The sequence below is a fragment of the Sphingobacterium alkalisoli genome, assembly GCF_005049105.1.
Lineage (GTDB): Bacteria > Bacteroidota > Bacteroidia > Sphingobacteriales > Sphingobacteriaceae > Sphingobacterium > Sphingobacterium alkalisoli.
In genome coordinates, this window is record NZ_SUKA01000004.1 from 506,998 (window position 1) to 531,136 (window position 24,139).

General features: G+C 41.9%; 26 protein-coding genes. 18 read left to right on the forward strand and 8 right to left on the reverse strand.

Annotation, left to right across the window (positions count from 1 at the left end; all coding sequences use genetic code 11):
* Nucleotides 1–63 precede the first annotated feature (63 nt).
* The 6 genes from FAZ19_RS15250 (at nucleotide 64) to FAZ19_RS15275 (ending at nucleotide 4,692) form a co-directional block, all read left to right on the forward strand.
* On the forward strand, nucleotides 64–696 hold the full coding sequence (locus FAZ19_RS15250) for a hypothetical protein (protein ID WP_136821606.1): 633 nt from the start codon (nucleotides 64–66) through the stop codon (nucleotides 694–696).
* Nucleotides 683–1,600 carry a phosphate/phosphite/phosphonate ABC transporter substrate-binding protein gene (locus tag FAZ19_RS15255; protein WP_136821607.1) on the forward strand — a complete coding sequence of 306 codons (918 nt, stop codon included), beginning with the start codon at nucleotides 683–685 and terminating at the stop codon, nucleotides 1,598–1,600. Before FAZ19_RS15250 ends, FAZ19_RS15255 begins: the two co-directional genes overlap by 14 nt.
* A 345-nt stretch (nucleotides 1,601–1,945) precedes the next feature.
* A complete protein-coding gene (locus FAZ19_RS15260) occupies nucleotides 1,946–2,482 on the forward strand; it encodes a Crp/Fnr family transcriptional regulator (protein ID WP_136821608.1) in 537 nt (178 codons plus the stop codon).
* A 57-nt stretch (nucleotides 2,483–2,539) separates the two neighbouring features.
* Nucleotides 2,540–3,136: a DinB family protein gene (locus FAZ19_RS15265; protein ID WP_136821609.1), complete on the forward strand. Its 597-nt coding sequence runs from the start codon at nucleotides 2,540–2,542 to the stop codon at nucleotides 3,134–3,136.
* A 232-nt stretch (nucleotides 3,137–3,368) separates the two neighbouring features.
* Entirely contained in the window at nucleotides 3,369–3,947 is a 579-nt protein-coding gene (locus FAZ19_RS15270) for an RNA polymerase sigma factor (RefSeq protein WP_136821610.1), read from the forward strand.
* Nucleotides 3,937–4,692 carry a CDC27 family protein gene (locus tag FAZ19_RS15275; RefSeq protein ID WP_136821611.1) on the forward strand — a complete coding sequence of 252 codons (756 nt, stop codon included), beginning with the start codon at nucleotides 3,937–3,939 and terminating at the stop codon, nucleotides 4,690–4,692. The genes FAZ19_RS15270 and FAZ19_RS15275 overlap by 11 nt, the downstream gene beginning before the upstream one ends.
* On the opposite strand, the gene FAZ19_RS15280 is transcribed toward FAZ19_RS15275, so the two are convergent.
* The gene (locus FAZ19_RS15280; protein WP_136821612.1) at nucleotides 4,689–7,844 is read right to left on the reverse strand and encodes a CHAT domain-containing protein; all 3,156 of its coding nucleotides are present in this window, start codon (nucleotides 7,842–7,844) and stop codon (nucleotides 4,689–4,691) included. The two genes, FAZ19_RS15275 and FAZ19_RS15280, sit on opposite strands and share 4 nt — an antisense overlap.
* 120 nt (nucleotides 7,845–7,964) lie before the next feature.
* Between FAZ19_RS15280 and FAZ19_RS15285 the strand changes: the two genes are divergently transcribed.
* The 10 genes from FAZ19_RS15285 to FAZ19_RS15330 all read left to right on the forward strand — a co-directional run bounded on the left by FAZ19_RS15285 (nucleotide 7,965) and on the right by FAZ19_RS15330 (nucleotide 16,682).
* Nucleotides 7,965–9,359, forward strand: a complete 1,395-nt coding sequence (locus FAZ19_RS15285) for an OmpA family protein (RefSeq protein WP_136821613.1) — start codon at nucleotides 7,965–7,967, stop codon at nucleotides 9,357–9,359.
* 113 nt (nucleotides 9,360–9,472) lie between these two features.
* Complete coding sequence (locus tag FAZ19_RS15290) at nucleotides 9,473–10,054, forward strand: hypothetical protein (protein ID WP_136821614.1); 582 nt, start codon at nucleotides 9,473–9,475, stop codon at nucleotides 10,052–10,054.
* A 54-nt stretch (nucleotides 10,055–10,108) separates the two neighbouring features.
* Complete coding sequence (locus tag FAZ19_RS15295; RefSeq protein ID WP_136821615.1) at nucleotides 10,109–10,579, forward strand: lipocalin-like domain-containing protein; 471 nt, start codon at nucleotides 10,109–10,111, stop codon at nucleotides 10,577–10,579.
* A gap of 1 nt (nucleotide 10,580) precedes the next feature.
* The gene (locus tag FAZ19_RS15300; protein ID WP_136821616.1) at nucleotides 10,581–11,303 is read left to right on the forward strand and encodes a hypothetical protein; all 723 of its coding nucleotides are present in this window, start codon (nucleotides 10,581–10,583) and stop codon (nucleotides 11,301–11,303) included.
* A 19-nt stretch (nucleotides 11,304–11,322) separates the two neighbouring features.
* Nucleotides 11,323–12,216, forward strand: a complete 894-nt coding sequence (locus tag FAZ19_RS15305) for a hypothetical protein (protein ID WP_136821617.1) — start codon at nucleotides 11,323–11,325, stop codon at nucleotides 12,214–12,216.
* Between the two features lie 56 nt (nucleotides 12,217–12,272).
* A complete protein-coding gene (locus FAZ19_RS15310) occupies nucleotides 12,273–13,046 on the forward strand; it encodes a hypothetical protein (protein ID WP_136821618.1) in 774 nt (257 codons plus the stop codon).
* Nucleotides 13,047–13,179: 133 nt separating this feature from the next.
* Nucleotides 13,180–13,686 (forward strand): outer membrane beta-barrel protein, encoded by a 507-nt coding sequence (locus FAZ19_RS15315; RefSeq protein WP_136821619.1) that lies wholly within the window; start codon nucleotides 13,180–13,182, stop codon nucleotides 13,684–13,686.
* A 28-nt stretch (nucleotides 13,687–13,714) separates the two neighbouring features.
* The gene (locus FAZ19_RS15320; RefSeq protein ID WP_136821620.1) at nucleotides 13,715–14,275 is read left to right on the forward strand and encodes a hypothetical protein; all 561 of its coding nucleotides are present in this window, start codon (nucleotides 13,715–13,717) and stop codon (nucleotides 14,273–14,275) included.
* A 331-nt stretch (nucleotides 14,276–14,606) separates the two neighbouring features.
* Nucleotides 14,607–15,377 carry a hypothetical protein gene (locus FAZ19_RS15325; protein ID WP_136821621.1) on the forward strand — a complete coding sequence of 257 codons (771 nt, stop codon included), beginning with the start codon at nucleotides 14,607–14,609 and terminating at the stop codon, nucleotides 15,375–15,377.
* Between the two features lie 36 nt (nucleotides 15,378–15,413).
* Complete coding sequence (locus FAZ19_RS15330) at nucleotides 15,414–16,682, forward strand: collagen-like domain-containing protein (RefSeq protein ID WP_136821622.1); 1,269 nt, start codon at nucleotides 15,414–15,416, stop codon at nucleotides 16,680–16,682.
* A gap of 99 nt (nucleotides 16,683–16,781) precedes the next feature.
* Here FAZ19_RS15330 and FAZ19_RS15335 read toward each other — a convergent pair whose 3' ends face one another.
* On the reverse strand, nucleotides 16,782–17,570 hold the full coding sequence (locus tag FAZ19_RS15335) for a M90 family metallopeptidase (RefSeq protein WP_136821623.1): 789 nt from the start codon (nucleotides 17,568–17,570) through the stop codon (nucleotides 16,782–16,784).
* A 54-nt stretch (nucleotides 17,571–17,624) separates the two neighbouring features.
* Here FAZ19_RS15335 and FAZ19_RS15340 point away from each other — a divergent pair, with 54 nt between their 5' ends.
* Entirely contained in the window at nucleotides 17,625–18,143 is a 519-nt protein-coding gene (locus FAZ19_RS15340) for a CD225/dispanin family protein (protein WP_136821624.1), read from the forward strand.
* A complete protein-coding gene (locus tag FAZ19_RS15345; protein ID WP_136821625.1) occupies nucleotides 18,133–18,516 on the forward strand; it encodes a DUF2752 domain-containing protein in 384 nt (127 codons plus the stop codon). Before FAZ19_RS15340 ends, FAZ19_RS15345 begins: the two co-directional genes overlap by 11 nt.
* 59 nt (nucleotides 18,517–18,575) lie before the next feature.
* Here FAZ19_RS15345 and groL read toward each other — a convergent pair whose 3' ends face one another.
* The 6 genes from groL to FAZ19_RS15375 all read right to left on the reverse strand — a co-directional run bounded on the left by groL (nucleotide 18,576) and on the right by FAZ19_RS15375 (nucleotide 24,122).
* Nucleotides 18,576–20,210, reverse strand: coding sequence for a chaperonin GroEL (groL, locus tag FAZ19_RS15350; RefSeq protein ID WP_136821626.1), 1,635 nt, complete (start codon nucleotides 20,208–20,210; stop codon nucleotides 18,576–18,578).
* Nucleotides 20,211–20,297: 87 nt separating this feature from the next.
* Nucleotides 20,298–20,573, reverse strand: coding sequence for a co-chaperone GroES (locus FAZ19_RS15355; protein WP_136821627.1), 276 nt, complete (start codon nucleotides 20,571–20,573; stop codon nucleotides 20,298–20,300).
* A 297-nt stretch (nucleotides 20,574–20,870) separates the two neighbouring features.
* Nucleotides 20,871–21,224, reverse strand: a complete 354-nt coding sequence (secG, locus tag FAZ19_RS15360) for a preprotein translocase subunit SecG (protein ID WP_136821628.1) — start codon at nucleotides 21,222–21,224, stop codon at nucleotides 20,871–20,873.
* A gap of 17 nt (nucleotides 21,225–21,241) precedes the next feature.
* Nucleotides 21,242–22,291 (reverse strand): hypothetical protein, encoded by a 1,050-nt coding sequence (locus tag FAZ19_RS15365; protein ID WP_136821629.1) that lies wholly within the window; start codon nucleotides 22,289–22,291, stop codon nucleotides 21,242–21,244.
* Between the two features lie 19 nt (nucleotides 22,292–22,310).
* Nucleotides 22,311–22,844, reverse strand: a complete 534-nt coding sequence (locus tag FAZ19_RS15370; RefSeq protein ID WP_136821630.1) for an LptE family protein — start codon at nucleotides 22,842–22,844, stop codon at nucleotides 22,311–22,313.
* Nucleotides 22,845–22,856: 12 nt separating this feature from the next.
* Nucleotides 22,857–24,122: a sigma 54-interacting transcriptional regulator gene (locus FAZ19_RS15375; protein WP_136821681.1), complete on the reverse strand. Its 1,266-nt coding sequence runs from the start codon at nucleotides 24,120–24,122 to the stop codon at nucleotides 22,857–22,859.
* Nucleotides 24,123–24,139: the final 17 nt, after the last annotated feature.

Here is a 24,139-nt window from a genome sequence, read left to right on the forward strand (position 1 = left end):
ATTGTTATCCCATCCTCGAAAAATAACCCGGGTATTGGGAATACCGACGGCATCCCGGGGGGCGTGCCGTGGCAACTGCCCGAAGGGATAGAAATGGTGGCGAGACCAAACAAGCCATTCGACCCGGATCTGGGATTGCTTTATGGTAGCATGAATACGTTTTATGCCGATGTGAATTTTGTCAACAATTTGAATGTGAGCGTTACTGTTGAAGTGCCGGGTGGCTTGATTTGCCTGTTTAAGCACGAAGGGCGCACGCAGAACGGAATCCTGACGTCAACGGTACGCGTTCAGGTGCCGCCCTCGTATGTAGAGGTCGGTACGCCCGCAGACACGACTACGGTGTACATCGGATTGGGCTGTCTCAATTCTTCCATGGCGTTTCCTTGGGAGGAAAACCAGCAGTGGGACACACAGGACTATCCCATCGGCAAAGACATGTATGTACCCAGTGTAGTTACCGACGACCCGAACATCCGCAAGCTATTGGAGCTGATGAAAGAGTGCCCGGGCCTACGACTTACGCAACATTACAATCCCTGGGATATATTTGAGCCCGATTATGAGATGCCGGATTGGCAGGTGATTTATGACATGATACAACATGCCCTGTGGGAAATCACCGATGGACCTGGGTTGACACGGAAGGAATATCGGGAATTGGTGAAGGCTTTACAACAATATGGTACGGATTAATTATTTACTACTCATCGGGTACTGTTTAGTTGCTACACCACTCGTTGCACAATTGCGCGTGGCGACCTATCGGTATGCGGAGAACAGTCGCGTGGACAACATCCGTCCGATCGCTGATTTATTGGCGGCAGCTACCGGACAGGTAGCAACAGTTGTAAGCTATCCCTCTGTCGGTGAACTTGTGGACGCTATCCAACAAGGCAATGTCGATGTGGCTTTCATCAACACATTCGGATATTTATTGTTAGCAGCAGATTCACTGGCACAGCCAAGCATGGTTCCACTAGTCGTGTGGCAGACTTTGGATGATGCCACCGATGACAACTATCGATGCATATTCATCGCACCTGAAGGAGGGGTTGTTACGAATTCGGATGACGTGGCTCTCAATACCGCTGAACGCTCGCTACTTTTGGTCAGCGAAGGGTCGACATCGGGCAACCTTGTCCCACGGATCGCATTATCAGCACTCGGCATTACGCATCCCGAACAACAATTTAAGTCAATCGCATACGCTGGAACTCATCAGCAAACAGCTGAAAAAATAGCGCTGGGCGAAGCTGATTTAGGTGCTATTGGCAGTATCGCTTACGAAGATTTTATTCGCGAAAGCACCAATCGACCAATTAGATTAGTCTGGAGGTCACCTGAAATTCCGTTGGGTCCGGTGTTGGTGAGCAATAGGCTTCCCTATGTGGAACGAGAGCAAATTGCGGACGTACTTATTCGATTGCACAGCAATCATCCCGAAGCCTTCGAAGCCGCTAAAAATGGGTGGTCAGAAGCCCAGCATGCAAAAAGTTATAGACGTGTGAAAAGTGATTATCTTTATCGGTTGATTCAGCAGTTTGGCGATGCCACTGAACTCAATCGTATCGTTAGGACATTTTTGAATAAGAACTAATATCATTTCTAAAAAAATGACAAGAACCTATCATCTAGCCATGAAAACAGGAGGTGATTGAAGGATATGCTCCTTTTCAAAGCGACACTGTAACCAGGGTTTGCCATCAGTATGAAAGTCCTAAAAAGCCGTGATGTTCAATTCGAAGGATACACCATCTATTTTGGGAACAAATATTTAAATCGACCAGATGCGTTTTAAATCGATATATGGCATATATATCGATAAAATCCACTATCGGTATGAGAGATGCTTCTAGTATACTTAATATAAAAAAAAAACAATGGCATTTCATTGTATGCCCAAACTATTCGTTATCTTCGAGCATTTTGAAAAAATAACAAAATGAGTTTCGCAAGTGAACTTTACCACCGGATGGAAGACCTCAACGTATGGGAAAAGACTATCGTTGTGGAAAGAAATGGGTATCTCACTGAATACGATTCGATGGAGAGAAGCCTGTACTACGTCGTATCGGGCAGCTTGAAGGTCTGTATGCAGGATGCGAGGGAGGAGCATATCGTTAGATTTGGCTATACAGGTGATTTTATTACCGCGTTGGATAGTTTTATCAGTGGGAGACGGTCCGCTTTTTTTATACAAGCAATCAAAAAGACCGAAGTGAAGTTGATTTCCAGGTCTGCTTGCCTATCGTTCATCAAGCGAGACCCTACGAACAGACAATTGTGGCAGGATATCCTCGAACAGCTGGTGCTCCAACAATTGGAACGCGAAATGGATTTGCTCACCAGTTCGCCGAAGGATCGTTACCAACGGATATTGCAGCGAAGTCCGGAACTGTTTCATCGGATTCCACATAAACACATTGCCTCGTACTTGAAAATGGCACCTGAGACATTGTCTCGCCTGAAAAAATCTTGACTTCAATCAATCATTATATGCAGGGAATATCTGAGCTTTGTCAAAAACAAAACAGACATGCTATACGTTGACAAACTTTTGTCCGAATTAACAGACCTTACACAGCAACATATCGAGGAGATACGATCATTCAAACAGTTGCCGCAAGACGTGCTAAACCGTAAGCCGGATGCCGGTGGTTGGAATATATTGGAATGTGTGGAACACTTGAACCGGTACGGAGATTTTTATATCCCAGAAATTGAGTTTCGGCTCTATAATGCAAATAGTCGGCCTTCGGCTGTTTTCAAACCAGGCGTTTTAGGTAATTATTTTGCAAAAAGTATACTACCTAAAGAACGTCTCAACAAAATGAAGACTTTTAAATCGATGGATCCGGTAGAGACCTCATTAGATTGCTCAGTGTTGGATAGATCTATCCATCAGCAGGAACAGTTACTCCAACTTCTGGAAGCCTCCAGAAAGGTCGACCTAACCCAAGTTAAGACTTCGATATCTATATCGAAGTGGATAAAACTGCGCTTAGGTGACACACTTAGGGTGGTGATCTACCACAACCAGAGGCACATCGCGCAAGCGCTAAAGATGATCCCTTCCAATGATTTTGGTGCAAAAGGCTTGTTTACGTTCCGTAAGACGGACTATTATCCTTGAAAGGGCTCAAGACTTATTTCATTTACCTATCGCATACACTTTGGGTATGGGCTACCTCAAAGTAGATTTACAAAAGGACAACTTTGTTAGCAGCTTTCTCAATAGTAAATGAAATCTTCGGCATATCACTCTATTTCGGCATTACATCTTTTACCCCTTGTCTTTTAATGTCCTATTAATACCCAACCCTAATAAATCTTAAAATCGTTAATACAATTTGTTTACTTTTGTTATGATGCCGACACTAATAGATAAAGAGGTTCAGCTTCTATCACGAATCAGAAATGGTGACGAGGAGGCTATAGATGAAATTTATATTGCCACCAAAGTTAAGTTTTTGGCTGTTGCACGAAAACTGTTGAAGGATGAAAACAGCTTAGAAGACATCTATCAGGATGCAGTCATTGCATTTTATGAAAATGTACGAACCGGGAAAATAACATCTCTAAAAAGTAGTATAACCACCTATATCATCGGTATTGGCAAATATATGCTTTATCGTCATTTGAAAAACAAAAAAAGCACAAGCAATTTGGATGACGTAGACGAACTAAATATAGGTGTCGTTTTAAACAGTTATATTGAGCAAATAGAAGACAAAGAAACTAGCATCATACTTTACAGGGCTATCGAAAAATTGGGAGACCCTTGTATGTCATTGTTGCGATTGTTTTACTATGAAGAAAAAGAAAATGTAGAAATAGCAACATTATTAGGGTATGCAAATGCTGATGTGATTAAGAGCCAAAAATATCGATGTATGCAGACATTGAAGGCGATAATGAAAAAAATAGACAGAAATGGCAGATAAATATCAAAACTTGATAGACAATTATCTAAGAGGAAGGCTTGACGAAGAACAGCGCAGGGAGTTAGAACGGTTGGCAGATACGGACGAAGATTTCCGTACTGAACTTGAATTCCATACGCAGACTAGATCCGCTTTTGCTAAGCAAAAACACGGACACTTGAAAAAACGTCTTCAATCATTAGCGGATGAAACACCAAAAACGTTAAATCCTAAACAGTACACAAATAGATTTGGAAAGTCATTTTGGTTGGTGGCCGCATCAGCGTTACTGATATGCAGTATCGGCCTTTATCTGTGGTTATTGCGACAAAGTGAAGCAAAACCTAGGGATCTGTACATAGCCTACTTTGAGCCTTATCCAAATGTGGTGCTACCTGTCACACGTGATGAAGCCCAATTGACCAAACATGCGTTGGCCTATTCTTATTATGAGCAGGAAGAATATGCCAAAGCTTATGAACTATTTGAAAGTCTGTCACAGGATAGCAGTACAAATGATCCCGAGATTCCCTTCTATAAGGCCATATCAGCTATGCAACTCAACCGGAACGACGAAGCAATAACCTTATTCAATAAATATCAAGGCGAGGCCAGTGCAAAGCTTGACCGCCAAGCAAAATGGTACGAAGCACTGACCCGCCTTAAACAGGGGGACAAAGTAGAAACCCGAAAGCTGTTGCAATATTTGGCGGACAATCCAGGTTACAAACAAGCAGAAGCAATACGCTTATTAGAGCAGTATTAATTCATCGCCGTTTCACTAATATTTACCTGCCTTCGTCGTCTTATTCTTAATATGAATATAAATACGAGAACAGCTCCCACAGCTATTGCCCAGTACCAATAATTATAGTGTGGGTGAATCGGGTCGATATCCCCAGAAACTATCAGTCCTGCCCAATAGAACGGATGCTGTAGTTGACTTTCGTTTTCGACACGTTTGAGATAATTGGCTTTTGCGGTTGCCAATGCGGAATGCTTATATTTTTTATTGATCAGTTGCCGGTAATAGTCCACCATGATACCACTTGTGCTGGCGTCCGGCAATGACCACAAGCCCATCACCAAACTTGGAACACCAGCATACGTAAATGCCGTGGCCAAGCTTTGTACGCCCTCTCCTTTTTGCAATGGCCCGTAGCCCGTATTACAGGCGCTCAGTACCGCCATATTGGCCTGCAATTGCATTCCATACAATTCGTACGCATACAATCTACTGCCATCACCGAAATGAAAACTTGAGTTTTCGCTATCTTCTTCCCGCACATCGGCGTGCATGGCCAAGTGTAACAAAGAATAGTTAGGAGCTTCTTTTAAGAAGCTTTTTTTTCCAAAATGATTGTGCTGATAAACGTTGCCATCGAGCATCTTGGCGATGGTCTCAGCTTCTTTCTTGGCTCCTGCTAACCTTTGTGGAGATACGGATCGTTCCTTTTCCACTCCACCTGCATATACCGGGGCGAATGCTCCAAAAGATCGTCTTTGCCCGTGCCGAAGCCCCTTTTGTGCCAGCCATAGTGACGTACTGGCTGCATAGCTAATCGTGTGGCTATGAAGTAAGAAGCTAGAGGGATTCTCCGTTTTGGTCAATGCTTCAAAAGGAAACTGGTGGAGGATTCCATCCGGTACGATGATGAGATAGCGTTTCAATCCTTCGGATACACCAGCGCCCATCAAGCGTTCATAAAGCTTTGTAGCTGTCGTGTAGTAATCGGGACTGCGTGTCTGCAGTTGTTTGGTTGCTTTCCCAACGAGCATTTCAATAGAATCTGTCCTACCCAATGGAAAGAGGGCAAGCGATGAGCGATCAATTCGCATCACATACGCTCCTGAATCGGTAAACATATAACGTAACATCGAGACCTGCTTCGGAAGTTTTTTCTGAATTGTGCGAGTCGTCACCATTCCTTGACTCAACATTTTATATTGCGAGTTCAACGCCAACATTTGCTCCTCTATATCATTAAGTGCTGTTTCACATGCATGGATTTTTGCTCGCCATTGGTTAGCTTGTTTACCCTGCAAAGTGTCCTTATCCACCTTTGCCAACTGTTGCTTATAGAAAACGAGGAGCTGACGTTGTTCTGCTTCCGCATCCCGGAGTGAATCCGGTACGGTCGTACTATTGGATGGTGCGTGTTTGATAAATTTTTTCCAACGGTGCTGACTTCTATTGTTCTCTAAGTTTTCAAATAGCGTGGCCAAAGAAGCGTGATCTGCTTTTTGCCGTTGTAGCAATGTCTGGCATTCCACCAAACCGAAATGGATAGCAGTCTGCATATCGGCTAGCGCATCCGTATAAGGTCCACCGAGATAATACATATTAAGCATTTCCAATGCAAGCGTAAAGAGGTGGTTGGCATTTCGGAGGTCATCTGTAAGCGCTGTCTTGCGGTAAAGTCTCAATAAGTGATGTCCGTTGGCACTGAGACTTGTTACGTAGTGTCGGTTAACTTTTCCAAGAAAAGACGACGAAGTAAGTTCTGTGAAATCTTTTTTCAGATCATCATTTTGGCACAATGTAGCCAATGATCTGCCTATATGAAAGCGCACACTGTCCGGTTGATTCTTTTTTTCGTACAATTGGGCTGAAAGCGCATGAAATTGTGGGAGGTTGGCAGGGTTCTTATTTTTTCTAAATGCTTCCTGCAATTGCTGTCCCGCTTCATCAAGCTGACCGATCGCTATCAGTGACTTGGCGAGCTTAGCATACTGATGTGGTGAAGGTGTTCCATACCGATATTGTTCCATTTGGTCAAATCCGGCACGAAATATTCGGATAGCGTCTTCGTGGTTACCCGTTTCTGCATGCGCCTCTCCGAGAACTGAATAAGCTTGATGGAGGTATTCCAGTACATTATCGTTTGGCTTTTGTGGAAGATTTCGGATAAATTGCCTTGTTGAATCCAGGTAGTTTTGAATGTTATAAATATCGCTTTTGAATGCATAGTAATCAAGACATGACTTCCAGTAGGACAAGAGCAAAGTAGGATGCTCATGGTCATTTTTATTTGCTATTAGTCTGTTTTTATTTCCCCAGTTCTTGCTTTTGCTGTCAACTATTTCACGAATGCTAGCCAAAATTCCCTCCATAGCTGCGTGATCCCCGTACTGTTTTTGCCATCGCATTTGGTTTCCATAGACGGTCATCAGATAACTGTTATCGGCCAGGTCAATACCTCTCCATATCTGGGCGGCTTTCATATAATATTCGTACGATTTATTGGCCATACCTACTAATCCATAATTGAATGCCAGATTATTGTAACCCAATGCAACTTCATTGTCCATATAACCATTGTACTTGATATATCCGTTGATGGATCGGTGATAGTATTCGATAGCTTCTGGATAATTCCCGATTTTGTTGTTGATATAAGCAACGTCGTGTACAGCAGACAAATAGGCCAACGGAGGGTCTTCATTTAGAGGTTCACGCAATTTCACACACTCCTCTGCAAAAGGCAATGCTTCTTCCCATCGGTTATTGTAACCCAAGAAATGGTAATAGGTATTCAGAAAGGTAGATTGATCACTGGTATCAAGCCTTGAATAGGGTAATAAAGGATATGCTTTTTCAAAGAAAGTAATGCCCTCTTTTTCATAATTGTAGCCTACCCCCTTGGCATAAAGGTATCTGAACAGAAGCCAGTTTTTGATCGAATCCGGCTCATTTTGGGCAAGACTGTAAGCTTTCTCCCAATGGTCGGAGGCCTCATGATAATGTTTTTGCTTTTGCAACGTATCCGCTAATTCAACCTGTTTCATCCACGCGGGATCTTCCTGCTCCGAATCTGACGGCAAGTAAAGTACGCTGCATACTAGTAAGATATAAAGTAGTTTGGTGGTTAGTAGCATGGTCCAAATATACAATTTACCGCCATTTTTTTGCCACATAGCTTAAAAGAACCACCGAATAACCATACATAGGACAGGTTTATTTCAGAAAAGCAAATTTTCTGTTTACCTCAGTCCTATCATATGACACTAACTGAATAACAACAAAATTTTAAAAAGATGAAAACTAAAATGTTATTACTATCGGTTTTCCTGTTCAGCATATTCTCGGCAGACGCCCAGATATGGAAAAACATGGGCAAGAAAATAGAAAAAAAAATCGAGCAAAAAGCCAGTGAACGTATCGAACGGAAAATAGACAAAACCATCGATAAGGGGCTGGACAAAATGGAAGAAACTCCGGGCGAGATCGGTAAATCGGAAAATGGAAAGAAGAAAAAATCCAAAAGAAATACAGATGAGCAGACGGAAGATACCGGATATGACGAGGGGTCGGTAGACGAATTTGGTGGCTTTAACGATGAAGAAAGCTCTACCCCCAGCCTGCAACGTTACAGCAAATTTACATTCGTTCCGGGCGAAGAGATTATCGCTTTTGACGACTTCTCACAAGATGCCGTAGGCGACCTGCCCGCATCATGGGTAAGTACGGGTACGTCCGAGATCGTAAACTTTGATCACGTAGAGGGGAATTGGGTATGGTTCAACAAGACCAAAGGAAACTTTGTACCCGAATATCTGCGTAATTTCCCGGAGAACTTTACACTGGAATTTGACCTGATGTTTGATTTTGCATTTGGCACCTATAGCCACGCACGCCTCCTATCGTTGGTTTTCTCGGATATTTCCAATCCTGAGGCAAAGTTGGATTGGGATGGCGGTCCCTCTTACTTTTTCCTGCAAAAACTATCCCCTAACTACTTTGGCATAAACTTTAGCGGCAATGGGTCAAATGGCGGGCCATTTATCACGGGGCGAAAAGCCGTGTCGGCAAATAGCGCCTTGAATTTCAGCACCGATTATTTGGCTAAAGAGCTTATCAGCGCTAGCAATGCCAACACGCCGATACACATTTCTATATCCCGTATGGGACGACGGATGCAGGTTTTTGCCAATGAAATAAAAGTATTGGACATGACCAATGCCTTTGAAAAAGATGTGAAGCTTACGAGTGCCCGCTTTTTTGTCAATAATTACACCGAAAATGACAACTATTACATCAGCAATATCCGCTATGCCGTAGGGAAGCCCGACACCCGAAACAAGCTGTTAACCTCCGGTACATTTACAACTTCGGCCATTACGTTCAATAGTAGCTCGGCACAGCTCAAATCCGAATCCTACGGGATATTAAAAGAAATAGCCGATGCCCTCAAATCCGAACCAGCCAAATCCGTGACCATCATCGGACATACCGATAGTGACGGCAGCGATGCGCTGAACCAACAATTGTCCGAAAAACGGGCCGATGCAGTGCGCCAAGCCTTAACGCAAGAATTTGACGTAAGCAACACCATCAAAACTGAAGGAAAGGGAGAAAGTACTCCCGTAGCAGACAATGCTACCCCATCAGGCAAGGCGCAGAACAGACGGGTAGAATTTATACTCAAGTGAGTGCCTCGCCAAACTACAGGTTTGCGAGGCCGAACGACGCAAAAATCAACGAAGTAATCTATATTAAACTAAAACATGAAGAGTAAGCAGAAATATTTTAAAACAGTAATAAGATGAAAAAAGTAATCATACTATTATCCATTTTGACATTGGTGGCCGGCTGTGGAAAAGATGGATCTCCAGGTCAGGACGGTCAAAACGGAGAGCAAGGGCCTTCCGGAACGGCAAATGTCATCGCATCCAATTGGTTTTCCGGAAAGCGCTGGACTACCGTTGCATCAGACTTCAAACATACTGCATATACCGTTCCACAGGAAATGTTGAGCGAGGTCGGAGCAACTTCATTTACAGCATTTTTAGAAAGCGGGGGGACGATGATAATGTATATGAAAGCAGAAAACTACATTTATCCCTTACCTCATTTGGGCGGTGCTGTTGACAAAACTAATGTGAGATGGTTTCCTTATCCTATAGACTCTCCCAACGATATTATTATGCAGGTATATACCAACGACCGCACCAGGACAAACACCTTCTATGACGATCCAACAACTTTTGAATTCCGTTATGTGCTGATACCTGCCGGACGGCAAGTACAAGTCGCCAAGGGCTTGAGTGGGAATAAAATAGATACGAAAGCATTGAAGGGAATGAGCTATACGGAGGCCAAGGGGCTGTTGGGTTGGGAAGATTAACCAAAGAACCCGTATAAACACGATTATTTATAAATCTATTTAACAATAAAAAACATGAAAACAATATACTACCCCTTACTTCTTCTGCTGATACTTTGCTCCGGCTTATCAGCATGCAAAAAAAACAATAAAGAACCCGAAAACGAAGAAGAAAAAAAGGAAAAAACACAAGAAGAGCTGATTGTAGGCAAATGGAAACTTGTTCAAGGATATGATCTAAATGGAGAAGATGTCGCTGACGACTGCGATAAAAAGAATATTCTGGAATTTTTCGCAGATAAAAAGATGCACTGGTTCCAGTATCAGCATCATGCCGGAAATTGTGCCGAATATTTTTACCATCTGAGGAATGACGTCACCTACAAAATAGAAGGAAAAAACCTCTCCTTTCACTGGGTGGTCAAGCCAGAGGAGGGAACCGGAGGAGGTGATCTTACCGATATGACTTTTGAGGTCAACGAGACAAGGTTAATCATCCGCGTCACCCCGACACATAAAGGTACGATCTATCAGCGAATAAACTAAGATGGAGACTGTTTTCATACGTTTGTTGTTTGTATCCATCGGATTGTTGGGCAACTGGGGTAGCCTGTATGCGCAGGCCCCCAATGCCTTTCCGTCTCGGGGCGAGCGCAATCACTATTTTCCAGAGGCGTTTATCTATCAATACACCGATCAGGAGGACGAAATCCGATTCGTGTGGCTCTGCTACAATCCCGATACCCGTGAGATTCTCTACATTCCAAATGACGATATGTTGCAAGCAGTGATTTCCTATCCAAATGGCAGTTACATCGGTTATCTTATTGATGAAAACGGCCAAAAGCACACCATCCGTCAGCATATACCCGAAGTAGCCGAGAACGAGAAAAGTGCCCATCATGATTTTTACCGATTGAATACCCGCACCCAAGACACCATCATTCGGCATCAGGAATTTCAACATGATGAACCGATTAGCTCATCAGCTATCGACATCGATTATCTGAAATCGGGCGAGAAAGAAACCGTCTATGTGACCGAGGATTTTGATATTAATACCTATCAAATCTACGGTTTCAATCGCTTGGAGGGCGATATGCACCTACCCTTTTCATTGGACTACATCAACATCCTGACAAAGAAGCAACTGGTTACCGATGTAAAAAACAATCCATATCAAACGGCAATATTTAACGGACACACCGCTACGGTATATCATTTTGACACAGCAGGGTATCCTGACACAGAAAAGAAGGATACTAATTAAAAATATAAATTATAAAAACATGAAAACAAAAAAAATATTACCGAGCCTTATCCTGGTCCTGTCCTTGGGATGGACAACGGGATCAACAGCGCAGACAGATCGAACCTTCAATGCTTTTGACGGCACATATAAAGCACAACCTAATTCGTCATCTGCAAGCCCGGAAACCACGATATTCTATATCCGTAAAACACAGAATAGGATCACCGGTACGGTTGTCAGCGAAAATCCGAACAAAAAAGGAACCTTAGCAGGATCTGTTAACAACGGTATTGCTAGCGGAACAATTACCTGGATCCAAGGGACAACCGGAGAAGAGAAATTCAATATCATTAAAGATCAACGTATACAACATCTCGCTTTCAGGTACTTTAAAGCAGGTAGCAACAGTGCCTATTTGATCCATACCATGGAAGAACACAGTAATCTAAAAGCTTTACCAGCTAATGGATCCTCCTCATCCAGCCCAACGGAAAAAAGAGAAACCGTAACAATGGGGAAACGGTCGACCAATAGCATCGGAGATCAACTTATCAAAAAAGAAGCTCGAAAAATTGCAGGCTATTACCGTATCAAGGGCTTGATGGATATCAAGGGTGTACCGCGCGATCTGTATGTGGAAATAAAGGACTTTCCCAACACCGCTGACAAAAGCAAATCCAAGGTAACTGCTTTCATAGTTGGCGAACGTTATGGCTTGGGAACAGGCGGTAGACTGTTTGAAGGAAGCGTAGATGAAGATGACATCTCCGTAGTCATCGATGTTATTTACGAGGAAGTCAATAGGCGCACAAGCTGGGCTAAAGGACGCGTTGTATGGACAAATAGCGGAATGGCCCTGGTTGCGCCCAAACAAAGTTACCGTATGGAAAAAGTGACTAAAGTCCTAGCCGAACGTCAGGGCAATAAGTAATCCCAGAATAAGACAACATAGGTTGTGCAAGAATCCAATTTAAATGATATAAAAATATGAAAGCAATACACTTATTCGTAGCTGTGATAACACTTGCTACCCTTTCCTCTTGCGAACAAGGTCGTAACAATGACGAATCCGCATCCGATAGCGAAATCGACCAATTAGAAAACGAACTCAAGAACATAGATCCTAAAGCCAAAGGTGGCAACACCTGCCTATTGGGCTATGCCGAAAAATATGATGAACTGTTAACCAAGGATATGGTAGCCGATGCCACAAGTTCTAATGTGAACGAGATGACTTTGGGCTATCAAAAAGTCCATAAGAGTAATAAATATCATGATGTTACCTACAGCTGGAAAGGTTCATTAACTAAAACTGTAGGAGGCATGACTTTCCCAATGGACGACTACGTGAAACTAACCGGTATCGAGGCTATCTCGCTCTTTACTTTTCAGGCATCCTACCGTGCCGTTTCTGAGGAGGAAACCCGCAAAATTAACGAGGACATGAACGAGGCATTGGATAGAAATACCGACAACAGTGTCGTCGATCAAGCGATCAAAAAGCTTGATGAAATAGGCATCAGCAAAGCAGAACAGCAGAAAATGGTGAAAGATCTCACCGAAAGCGCGCAGAAGATAACCAAAGGCTTTGCTAAAGTCAACAATCTTGGACAAGCCGCGACATGGAATGCTAAGACGAATACGCTATATGTATTCGAAAACGGCGCCATGTTTGAATTGGTAGTCGAATTGAGCGATAGCGGACGTAACCTGGAAGTCGCTAAGACAATAGCCACACAGATATTGAATAAATGTAAATAAGCTTTATCGTTGTTATACAGAGTTTTAGCGGAAATATTTGCTTTTTCTGTTTACCTCGGGGCATTTGGAGACACTAAATCTATATAACAAACAATTTTACCAACTTTTAATAAACGAATTAAACTAAAGCAAAATGAAAAAATCACTATTAGCAATCTTTTTTATCCTATCAGGTATGACATTGGTCCAAGCACAGCAACCTATTCGCGTTGGCGTATTCGGTGGGTATGGTACGAAAATCGAAAAACCGGCCATTGGTGCGATTGGTGAGATCGGCATCATGGATAAACTGACTGTATCACCATCTTTCGCTTATTATTTCTTGGAAAAGAATGAATTTGCCAAAGCATCATTCTTCGAGTTTAATGCCAATGCTAATTACTATTTCGTGACCGAAAGCTCTTTTAATGCTTACGGTTTGGCCGGGTTACAGATAGCCAGATCCTCGGTCAGTATGGATTTGGACGATTTTGGATTTGGTGATTTTGGTGGAAGTTCCAGTAAAGTCGGACTCAATGTCGGTGGCGGTGCCAATCTCGATCTCGGAAGCAAAATCTTACCATTTGCCGAGGTCAAGTATACCATTAGCGGTGCCGAACAACTTGGGGTCTTCCTCGGTGTGAAATACAGCATTCGATAGTTTTTTATTCACCATCAAAACAAAAAACATGAAGAAATTGATTACATTATTTATAGCAATAGCCTTAATAACCGGAATATACTCTTGTGGAAAAGAAGACAGTCCTCCAGAGGAATCTGGCAGTAGCAGTTATGAATTTAAGTTTTTAAGCGGTCCATTGGAGGGCAAGGAGTACAGGGCTTCAGGTTTGTCGAGAGAACAAGTTACCTCATTATTTACTGAACAACCGAGTGAAAACTTAAAAGGCATATTTACCCAATTATTAAACGGGAATATGACGGTGGTCGCCACCATAGGGCTGACGGCCAATAATCAAGTCCAGCCATTCAATGATGACGATACGTCGGTAGGTACACAGATGTTCCTGTCATTTACCGACAACGGAGTCAATTATGTTTATGGTGCTAAATCCGGAACACCTACGATTAAAAATCTAAAGATTGCGACGGTTGGTAGTAGCGGAGGCGCATCCATGGGGCTTACGACTTACGAACTCAGCTTTAGTAATGCCACCTTCTACGATGAGGTTGCCTCCGGGAACGGTCAAAACGTGGAAGTAAAGGTGAGCGGTAAAATCATTATCCAATAATACTTTTTGTGATGTGAGGCTGATCCCGATCTCGCGTATGGAAAAATCGGGACAGCACCCATCGACCAATTAAAAAGCAAACTTAAACAGATGAAACCATCATGATTTAGTCAAACCGAACGTAGTGAGCTCATGAACTTAGCGAAGCGATTTCATGAATGCCTTAAAAAGCGGACAAGTGATGAATAATGCCAAAGAAAGACAAACATTCAATGAATAAACCACACAGGGGGATGAATAAATCTGATCGCTTCATCACCTTTAAAACCGCCGAAGGTAGCATGAATGCCTTTAAAAAATAAACAAATAATGAATAAACAAATTTAGACAGATGAAAACAAGATATTATACAGCAATATTGCTGGCATCGTTCACCATTTTGGTTGGCTGTAGTAAAGGGGATGACCCAAAGCCCGACGGATCGGAGGGAGAAATCTGGTATCCTGAAAAATCACAACCGGGCGTATTCAAAGTTCCTGATGGGTTGAAAAACCACCAAGATACATATGCCAAACAAACCTATTCGAAAATAGAGGTGTTGGATAAGCTTATTAAAGATTATGCCCCTTATTTTATAGCTCCACAGGGGACGAAAAACACCTCGATTACTCCAGCTCTGGGAAACCGTTTTGAATACGTTGTCAACAATCATACAGTCAATTATATGTATGGTGATTTTAGTTCTACCCACCGAATCTATGAAATGGAAGTCGCTAATTCAAGTACGCCGATATTTACGGCAGGCGGCGACTTATGGGAAAATTGGAATGCCGAAGATGGTAAGCCCGAACAGGGAAAGCACTATGGTAATGTATCCTATTACATCGGATCGGACGATACAAGGCAAACCAAAGAATTTTCTTGGATAGACGATGGCGGAGGTCATTATCGGGTCAAATTGTTGATCTGGAGCCCAAGACCGAACAGCTATCTCACGGCCAGATACGAATACACCTTTAAGCCCGATTTATCTGGTAATTATACCTATTGGTCATATCCTCCCAATGGTGGTGGAGACTATTGGCGTGCTGACTGGAAAGCCAGTGGTAAAGGTGCGTTAACAAAAGGTGAAGGTGGGGCAGCCGTAACATACCAATGGTAACGGCATTGGTCTTATTATAACTAAACAAATACACGCATGAGCAAGATATTAACATGTGTCTTTCTTGTCATTTTTCTCAGTTGTGGAAAGGATGGCAGCATAGGCCCAAAGGGCGAGCAGGGAATACAAGGTATCCGGGGCGAAAAAGGCGAAGATGGTTCGACTATCTATAACGGTACGGTCGTCCCACCGGCTAGTCTGGGTCATGAGGGCGATTTTTACTTCCGCTCGGGCACGTCAGATTTCTACGGCCCCAAAACCGCATCCGGCTGGGGAACACCGACCAACTTAAAGGGTGCGACCGGAGCCACAGGCGCGACGGGTGCGGCTGGATCGAAGATATTGAGTGGAACTGCTGTACCTCCTACAAGTATCGGCGCCAATGGCGACTTTTATTTTCGTACGACGACTGCGGATTTTTATGGCCCAAAAGCTACATCGGGCTGGGGAACGCCGATTAATTTCAAAGGTGTAAAAGGCGATGATGGTTCTCGCATATACAGCGGCGCAAGTGTGCCGGCTACGAGCTTGGGCAACAGTGGCGACTTCTACTTCCGTACCAGTACATCCGATTTCTACGGCCCTAAAACAGCATCCAGTTGGGGAACACCAACTAACTTAAAAGGGGCTACAGGAGCTACTGGTTCTACCGGTGCGGCCGGATCTAAAATATTAAGTGGAACTGCAGTACCTACGGCGAGTATCGGCGTAAACGGAGATTTTTATCTTCGTACGACAACAGCCGATTTTTACGGACCAAAAACATCTTCGGGCTGGGGAACAGCTATAAATCTACGGGGCGCGCAGGGACCCTCTGGTCCGCAGGGGCCTCGGGGAACGGCCAATGTGATTTATTCGGATTGGTTCATTTTAGATCAATTGAATGATTGGGTATTTATTAACACTAAACATGTCAATACCCTATTTTACATAAATGCATTAGCAGCGTACCCAAACAGCTTAGTAATGGTTTATGTACGCACGGTCGGCTCCAGTCAGATAAGGGCATTACCTGTTTATAATTTCGACACTGGCTATACAATATTGTCATATGAGTTTTCATACCATTACGAATTGCCAGTCATGACAATCGATGTGAAGTCCTCTACGGCTAATATTGGGCAGAATATGTTGTATGATTCGTTCCGTTACGTCATCATCCCCGGAGGCGTCGCGACGACAGCAATGAGCAGTCAGCGGAACACAGAGAGATCGGTAGAAATCAAAGGAAAGATATACTCGAAATCCGTCTTGGAAAAGATGTCGTACAATGAAGTGAGCAAATTGGTAGGTATACCGGAATAAGATTGCTCCAAAAATAAAGGCATGTATATAGCACTTACAAGATATCCTTCATACCTGTCACAATAAGGTATGAAGGACACTCTTTAAAAGGGAGACTTTCTATTTCCCTCCTCCATATATTTCATTAAGTAATTCATATAATTCTGGATGATCCTGTTGCAATAGCTTTGGCTTCTTGAAAAAATATTCTGAAACAACTGCCAAAAATTCGGCACGGTTTGTCGCTGCATAATCCCGAATGTCTGACTTATCAGTACGTATTTCCTGGATAGTCTGGTCCATCTCCTTAATCCAGGGTTCCATAAGTTCTTTATGAATCAAATATTCCGGAATTCCGTCGACGGCGCCATCAGCCTTATCTATTAGGTGTACAAACTCATGAATAGCCGTGTTGCCGTCTGGTCTCTTATCAAAACCAGCGCGTAATGCCCCTAGGGAAAGTATCATTTTATGATTGAGCACACCCGACCCTACCATACCTGCTACATTACGATCTTTCTCCGTAGTACTGAATTTTTCAGTGAAATAATCTGGGTAAACAAGTACTTCATCCAAATTCTCGTATGCCCAATGTGTAAAATGAAACAAAGGGATCGTAGCGCTTGCGGCGACCAACACACGATCTTCATCCGTAATCTCAGTACCCTTCTCTGCTGATATTTTAGTGGTGCGTAAGAAGTACTCTACTCGCTGGCGAAATACCTCCTGGTCTCCTTTTTCCAATTTATTGTAAAATCCCACCTTACGATTTAACACCGATTCTACAGCATCTAAAAGCGTCTCAGGAATTTTTATTGTTTTCTTGCCTGCAAAGCGAAATACATAATACACGATTAGTATACCGAAAATAAATATTATTGCAATTACAATATAAGAATTATCATTCATTTCAATTCTTTGATATATTTTATATCTTAGTAAGATACTAACAATATTTCAGCAATGAAAAAATACCATTATTCAGCAGGGAATAATTCATATGGACCATTTACCTTAGAAGAGTTGCGTGTTAAAGATATAGGTCCAGACACGTTAGTTTGGACAGAAGAACTTGTAACATGGACCAGAGCTGGGGAGGTCCCAGAATTAAGAAGTATACTCGCAGATTACGTGCCCCCCCCTCCTTCCATTCCTCGACCTGACAACTTTCAATCGGCCAATACACCATACACATCCTCTCAATTATCTACACCCAATTATCAACGGCCACCAAAAACCTACTTGGTCGAAACAGTTTTGACGACGATCTTTTGTTGCTGGCCTTTGGGAATTCCTGCTATTATTTACGCGTCGCGCGTAGAGAAAAAATTCTATGCAGGAGATATTATAGGAGCAGAAGCAGATTCAGCTAATGCGAAGAAATGGATGTTGATTAATATCGGTGCATCTGTATTACTGTGGATAGGTTATTTTGGCATATTTGGATTAGCGATATTTGCAGGTTTGTCTGATGGCTTCTAAAAGATTATACTTTTTCGTATTGATATTTTTGGGGTTAGTTGGGTTACTTTTGCTCTATAAATACATTAATCCGATCGAACATGCATTATTTCCAAAATGCCCTGTTAAGCATGCGACGGGACTGGACTGCCCCGGTTGTGGGGGACAACGTGCACTTCATTACCTTTTAAATGGTCAGTTGAGCCAAGCTTTCGCACAAAATCAATTGTTGTTTTTTCTGGCACCTTATATCGTAACAGGTTTTTACCTACAACTTGTACCCAAACCGACATCAAGGGAGCTGAAGTTACGTAAATTCTTATATGGATATCGCGCCATTCAGATTTTATTAGTATTGATAATCGCCTTTACCATCATTAGAAACATAGTTTAATAAAAAATCCCCTTCCAAATATCTGGAAGGGGATTTTTTATTATGAGTTCGAACAATTACTACATCATTCCACCCATGCCACCACCCATAGGCGGAGCACCGGCGCTTGGGTTCTCATCCGCTTCATCTGCTAACACACATTCTGTAGTTAATAGCATAGATGCTACTGAAGCAGCATTTTCTAATGCGACACGCGAAACTTTTGTTGGATCAATAACACCTGCACCAATCAAATTTTCGAACACATCAGTACGTGCGTTGTATCCGTAGTCACCTGTACCTTCTTTTACTTTCTGAACAATCACTGCACCTTCGATACCTGCATTGAAACAAATCTGACGTAAAGGCTCCTCAATAGCACGTCTAATGATATCGATACCGATATTTTCGTCTTCATTAGCACCTCTAAGTTCTTTTAAAGAATCTGTAGCACGAATGAAAGCAACACCACCACCAGCAACGATACCTTCCTCTACTGCCGCACGGGTAGCGTGTAACGCATCATCAACACGATCCTTTTTCTCTTTCATTTCTACTTCTGTAGTAGCACCTACATACAATACCGCTACACCACCAGAAAGTTTAGCTAAACGTTCTTGTAATTTTTCACGATCATAGTCAGAAGTAGTTGTATCGATTTGTGTACGGATTTGAGCGACGCGACCTTTGATATCATCTGCATTACCAGACCCATTGATTACCGTAGTATTGTCTTTGTCAACAACCACTTTCTCTGCCTGACCTAAATATTCTAGCTCAGCGTTTTCTAATTTATATCCTCTTTCTTCCGAAATGACGGTACCACCTGTAAGGATAGCAATATCTTCTAGCATCGCTTTACGGCGATCGCCGAAACCAGGCGCTTTAACAGCAGCTACTTTCAGTGAACCACGAATTTTATTTACTACCAATGTAGCTAACGCCTCTCCGTCTAAATCTTCTGCTATAATTAACAACGGTTTACCTGTTTGAACTTGTTTTTCCAAGATAGGCAACAACTCTTTCATGTTGCTGATTTTCTTATCGTAGATCAAAATGTAAGGGTTTTCCAATTCCGCTTCCATTTTATCAGAATTTGTAACAAAGTACGGTGATAAATAACCACGGTCAAATTGCATACCTTCCACTGTCTTTACTTCTGTCTCGGTACCTTTCGCTTCTTCCACAGTAATCACACCATCATTACCCACTTTTTGCATAGCTTCAGCAATTAATGAACCGATTACATCGTCATTATTAGCAGAGATAGATGCCACTTGTTTGATTTTGTTATTGTCTTGACCAACAACTTGAGATTGGGTTTTCAGGTTAGCCACTACCGCAGCAACAGCCTTGTCAATACCGCGTTTTAAATCCATCGGATTTGCACCCGCTGCTACCGATTTGATACCCGGAGCAACGATGGCTTGCGCCAACACAGTAGCGGTAGTCGTACCATCTCCTGCCTGATCAGCAGTTTTAGAGGCAACTTCCTTAACCATCTGTGCACCCATATTCTCGATAGCATCTTTCAAATCGATTTCCTTTGCCACGGTAACACCATCTTTGGTGATCGAAGGAGATCCAAATTTTTTCTCGATAATTACGTTACGTCCTTTAGGACCTAATGTCACTTTTACTGCATTTGCTAACGTATCAACTCCTTTTTTTAGAGATTCACGCGCTTCTACATTATATTTTACTTGCTTTGCCATTTTATGTTAGAATTGAGTATTTAGATAGGAGTATTGAGACTCCATCCTATTTATTTCTTAATTTTTTATTACTACTTAATTACTTACTTATAAGACAGCGTAAATATCAGACTCACGCATAATTAAATATTCCTTTCCTTCGTAAGTGATTTCCGTACCAGCATACTTTCCGTATAACACTTTGTCACCTACATTAACTGTAAGCGGCTCTTCGGGTTTACCGGAACCTACTGCCACGACAATACCTTGAGATGGTTTCTCTTTTGCTGTGTCAGGAATGTATAATCCTGATGCTGTTTTTTCTTCTGCAGGAGCAGCTTCAACTACTACTCTGTCTCCGATAGGTTTAATACTTAATGCCATAATTATACTTTTATTTTTTATGTTACTTGATTGTACCTTTAGGTATCACCAATTATGCCAACTCGCCAAAAAAGAAATTTTGTGGACAATTTTTCACAAAATATAAAATTTATGACAGCAATGCACCTAATCAATGTGTCATCCTGACAGAACATGTAATAACATAAAACCTTCATGAATCTATCATCAATAACTATGAAAGACTCATGAAGGTTACTACGGTCATTTTGTATACCGACACTTGCAGAAAAAAGCCTTGCAAATTACTTATGCAAGGCTTTATAAATATTTATTTCGTTAGTTTACCGAGTCCGGAGCAGTTGCAGGATCCGAGCCCGTAGTAGGCGCTGCATTATTTAGATTCAATGAAGGGCTATTTTGTACCGGGGCTTCAATTTGATCGCTCAACCCACCGCTGTTTCCTCCTGCTGAAGGTCCAACAATATTAATTGCCAAACAAAAAACCATTAAAGCAATCACTAATGTCCAAGTTCCTTTTTCCAAAAAATCACCTGTTCGTTGTACCCCCATCAAATTAGATCCTCCTGAAAATCCTGATGATAAACCTCCTCCTTTTGGGTTTTGTATTAACACAAAAAATGCCAATAAAATACTTACTAAAACAATCAGGATAATGAATAAAGTCGTCATTTTTTTATTTCTATTAATTATATATTTTTTTCTAATTCTTCAATTCGGCTCGCAAAATACGATTTTTTTTCTGGAAATTTCAAAATTAATTTCTTGAAGACCTCAATCGCTTTCAAGTACAAGTTTTGGTCTGCATAAATATTCGCCAGCGTTTCCGTAACCAACGTGTAGTTATCCTCTGCACTCTGTCTTGCCTTATTCTCGGTATTCAATTGCTCGGGAGATGGCGGATGTATAATCGGATCCTCGCGAATAAACTTTTCAATCACCTCGTCTACCTTCTTAGGTGCTGGATTATACGGTACGGGTTTTATTTTTGTCGCCTCACTAAGCTTTACTTCAGGATCCTGCAGGTGAAATATACTCTCTTTAATCTGTTGATCCAATATAGCTTCGCCAATTTTTTGAGGATCAAAAGGCCTTCTATGAGGTTCTGGAAACGTTGGAGTTGCAAAAGGTTGGTAGGTCTCCGCATATTCCAATCTTGTCTTATGTAACCACCATCTAAAACTATAAGGCATCAGCTCATCATTATACAAACTGATATTTACTTCCTCTTCTGCTTTAATAGTAATAGCGTCTTCAAGAGCTGAATCATTGATGACTTCATTTTTGCTTTCGAACACAAAAAAGTTAGCAGAGGAGACACTCCCTTGGATAAGGTTTTCTAAGACTTTACTCTCCTCAACGTTTTCATCATTTTCACCGTCTCCACCTATTTCGGAAAAGTCCACTTGTGCTTCCTCGTTATCCGCATTTTCCTTTTCATCAACATCTGTAAACGAAATGTATTTCTCCTCTTCAACGCGTAGCTCTTCTTCTTCTTGACCTATCGGGCGATTTACAAAATCCCATAACCAATTTACATTGGGCGCAAACAAAATCGCTGTTTGCTGAGTACCCGAAGAATCAGACAACAGATGGTTCCTTTTTGCTAACGCAAAACGAAGCGGCTGCGAATACGGATATTTAACAATTAGCTCCTCTAGAGTTGATTGCTCGATCCGTAATGGATCCTTTAGTGCCTGCACATAAAGTGGTTGATATGCCGTATTAAGATTCTCCATATACTAATTAAAATATCTTCTACCAATTAGCGAACGCTCGATTGTAAATATCCTCCGTTAACATTTTAATAATATCTTCATTTAATGCCGCCTCTTGCGAAGTAACATCCGATCCAGAAAATTCTTTAAACTGTGTAAAAGAATCTTCGAAATTACTTTCGCCGGTTGCATCCAATTTATTTGTATATTTTACTTTTACAGTAATAGATAAACGGTTTAATGCAGCTCTATCCAGTCCGCCCGCTTCTACTGCAGCTGGAGTAATGGCATAATTCGTAATGAAACCTTCAAAAATTGCATCCCCATCATCGTTAACCTGACTCAAAGAAGATTGCGTACGAATCCGTTCCTTTAGACCTTCTGTAAAATTCTGTCCCAATGTCGCGTATACCATCGGAGATATATTTTCAAAGTATAACACCGTGTAGGTTTTCATCCCCTGAGGGATTGATCCACCAGTAAAACTGTATTTCACTCCACATCCCTGTATACACAAAATCAGTACTGTAGCAAACAAGATATGTAACGCACTTCTAACAGCAGCTTTTGACATACAACTAAATTACTATTCTAAATTTAAATCTTTAATTTTTCTATATAAAGTTCTTTCAGAAATCCCGAGCTCCTGTGCCGCTGCTTTCCGCTTACCCTTATATTTCTTCAATGCCTTCTTGATCAAATCAGATTCTTTATCTATCAGTGAAAGAGACTCTTCAACTTCCTCTGCATCCTGCGTATTTATTCCCCTATAGGAATTACTCGTATTTACATTAGTTGGATTATGGATCGTAAGTGTGGATGGATGTTTGTTTTCCTCTTGATATAATTGTGACGTATTGGGCACCACTTCCTGATAAAGCTGATTAATATAAGGTGTGTTTCGATCAAATGTTGCAGAACTATTACCATTTTGGAGCAGCTCTACTACCAATTTTTTTAAATCTACCATATCCTTTTTCATATCAAATAGGACTTTATAAAGGAGATCTCTTTCCGAAAAATCCTCCTTATTTTGACCCTTTACGAACATCGGAAGATTCGAGGCACTAGATTCTACTGGTAAATAATTCCGGAGGATTGCAGCGTTAATTACACGCTCTTTTTCCAAAACAGCTATCTGCTCCGCAATATTTTTCAATTGCCGTACATTACCCGGCCAGCTATAGCTTGCGAGGAGCTCCTGCGCATCCGCGGTCAACTGGATCCCTGGTGTCCGATATTTGTCTGAAAAATCTACAACAAATTTACGGAACAATAAATAAATATCCTCTTTACGTTCGCGCAAACAAGGTATACGTAGTGGCACGGTATTCAAACGATAATATAGATCCTCACGGAATTTTCCTTTTTTCACCGCTTCAAAAACATCTACATTTGTTGCTGCTACCACCCGAACATTTGTCTTTTGGACCTTCGAAGATCCTACACGGATATACTCGCCAGATTCCAAAACACGTAACAATCTGGCTTGCGTATTCATTGGGAGTTCACCCACCTCATCCAAAAAAATAGTTCCTCCATCAACCACCTCAAAATAACCCTTACGCGCTTCATGTGCCCCTGTAAAAGAACCTTTTTCGTGACCAAATAACTCCGAATCAATCGTTCCTTCAGGAATCGCCCCACAATTGACTGCGATAAAAGGCCCGTGCTTACGTGCACTCAATTGATGAATAATATGTGAAAACACCTCTTTACCTGAACCACTTTCGCCCTGTATTAACACAGATATATCAGTCGGCGCCACCTGTCTCGCAACATCTATAGCCCTATTGAGCAGCGGGGAATTCCCTATGATACCAAATCTATTTTTTAAATCTTGATTATCCACAGTATTCACCTTAAATG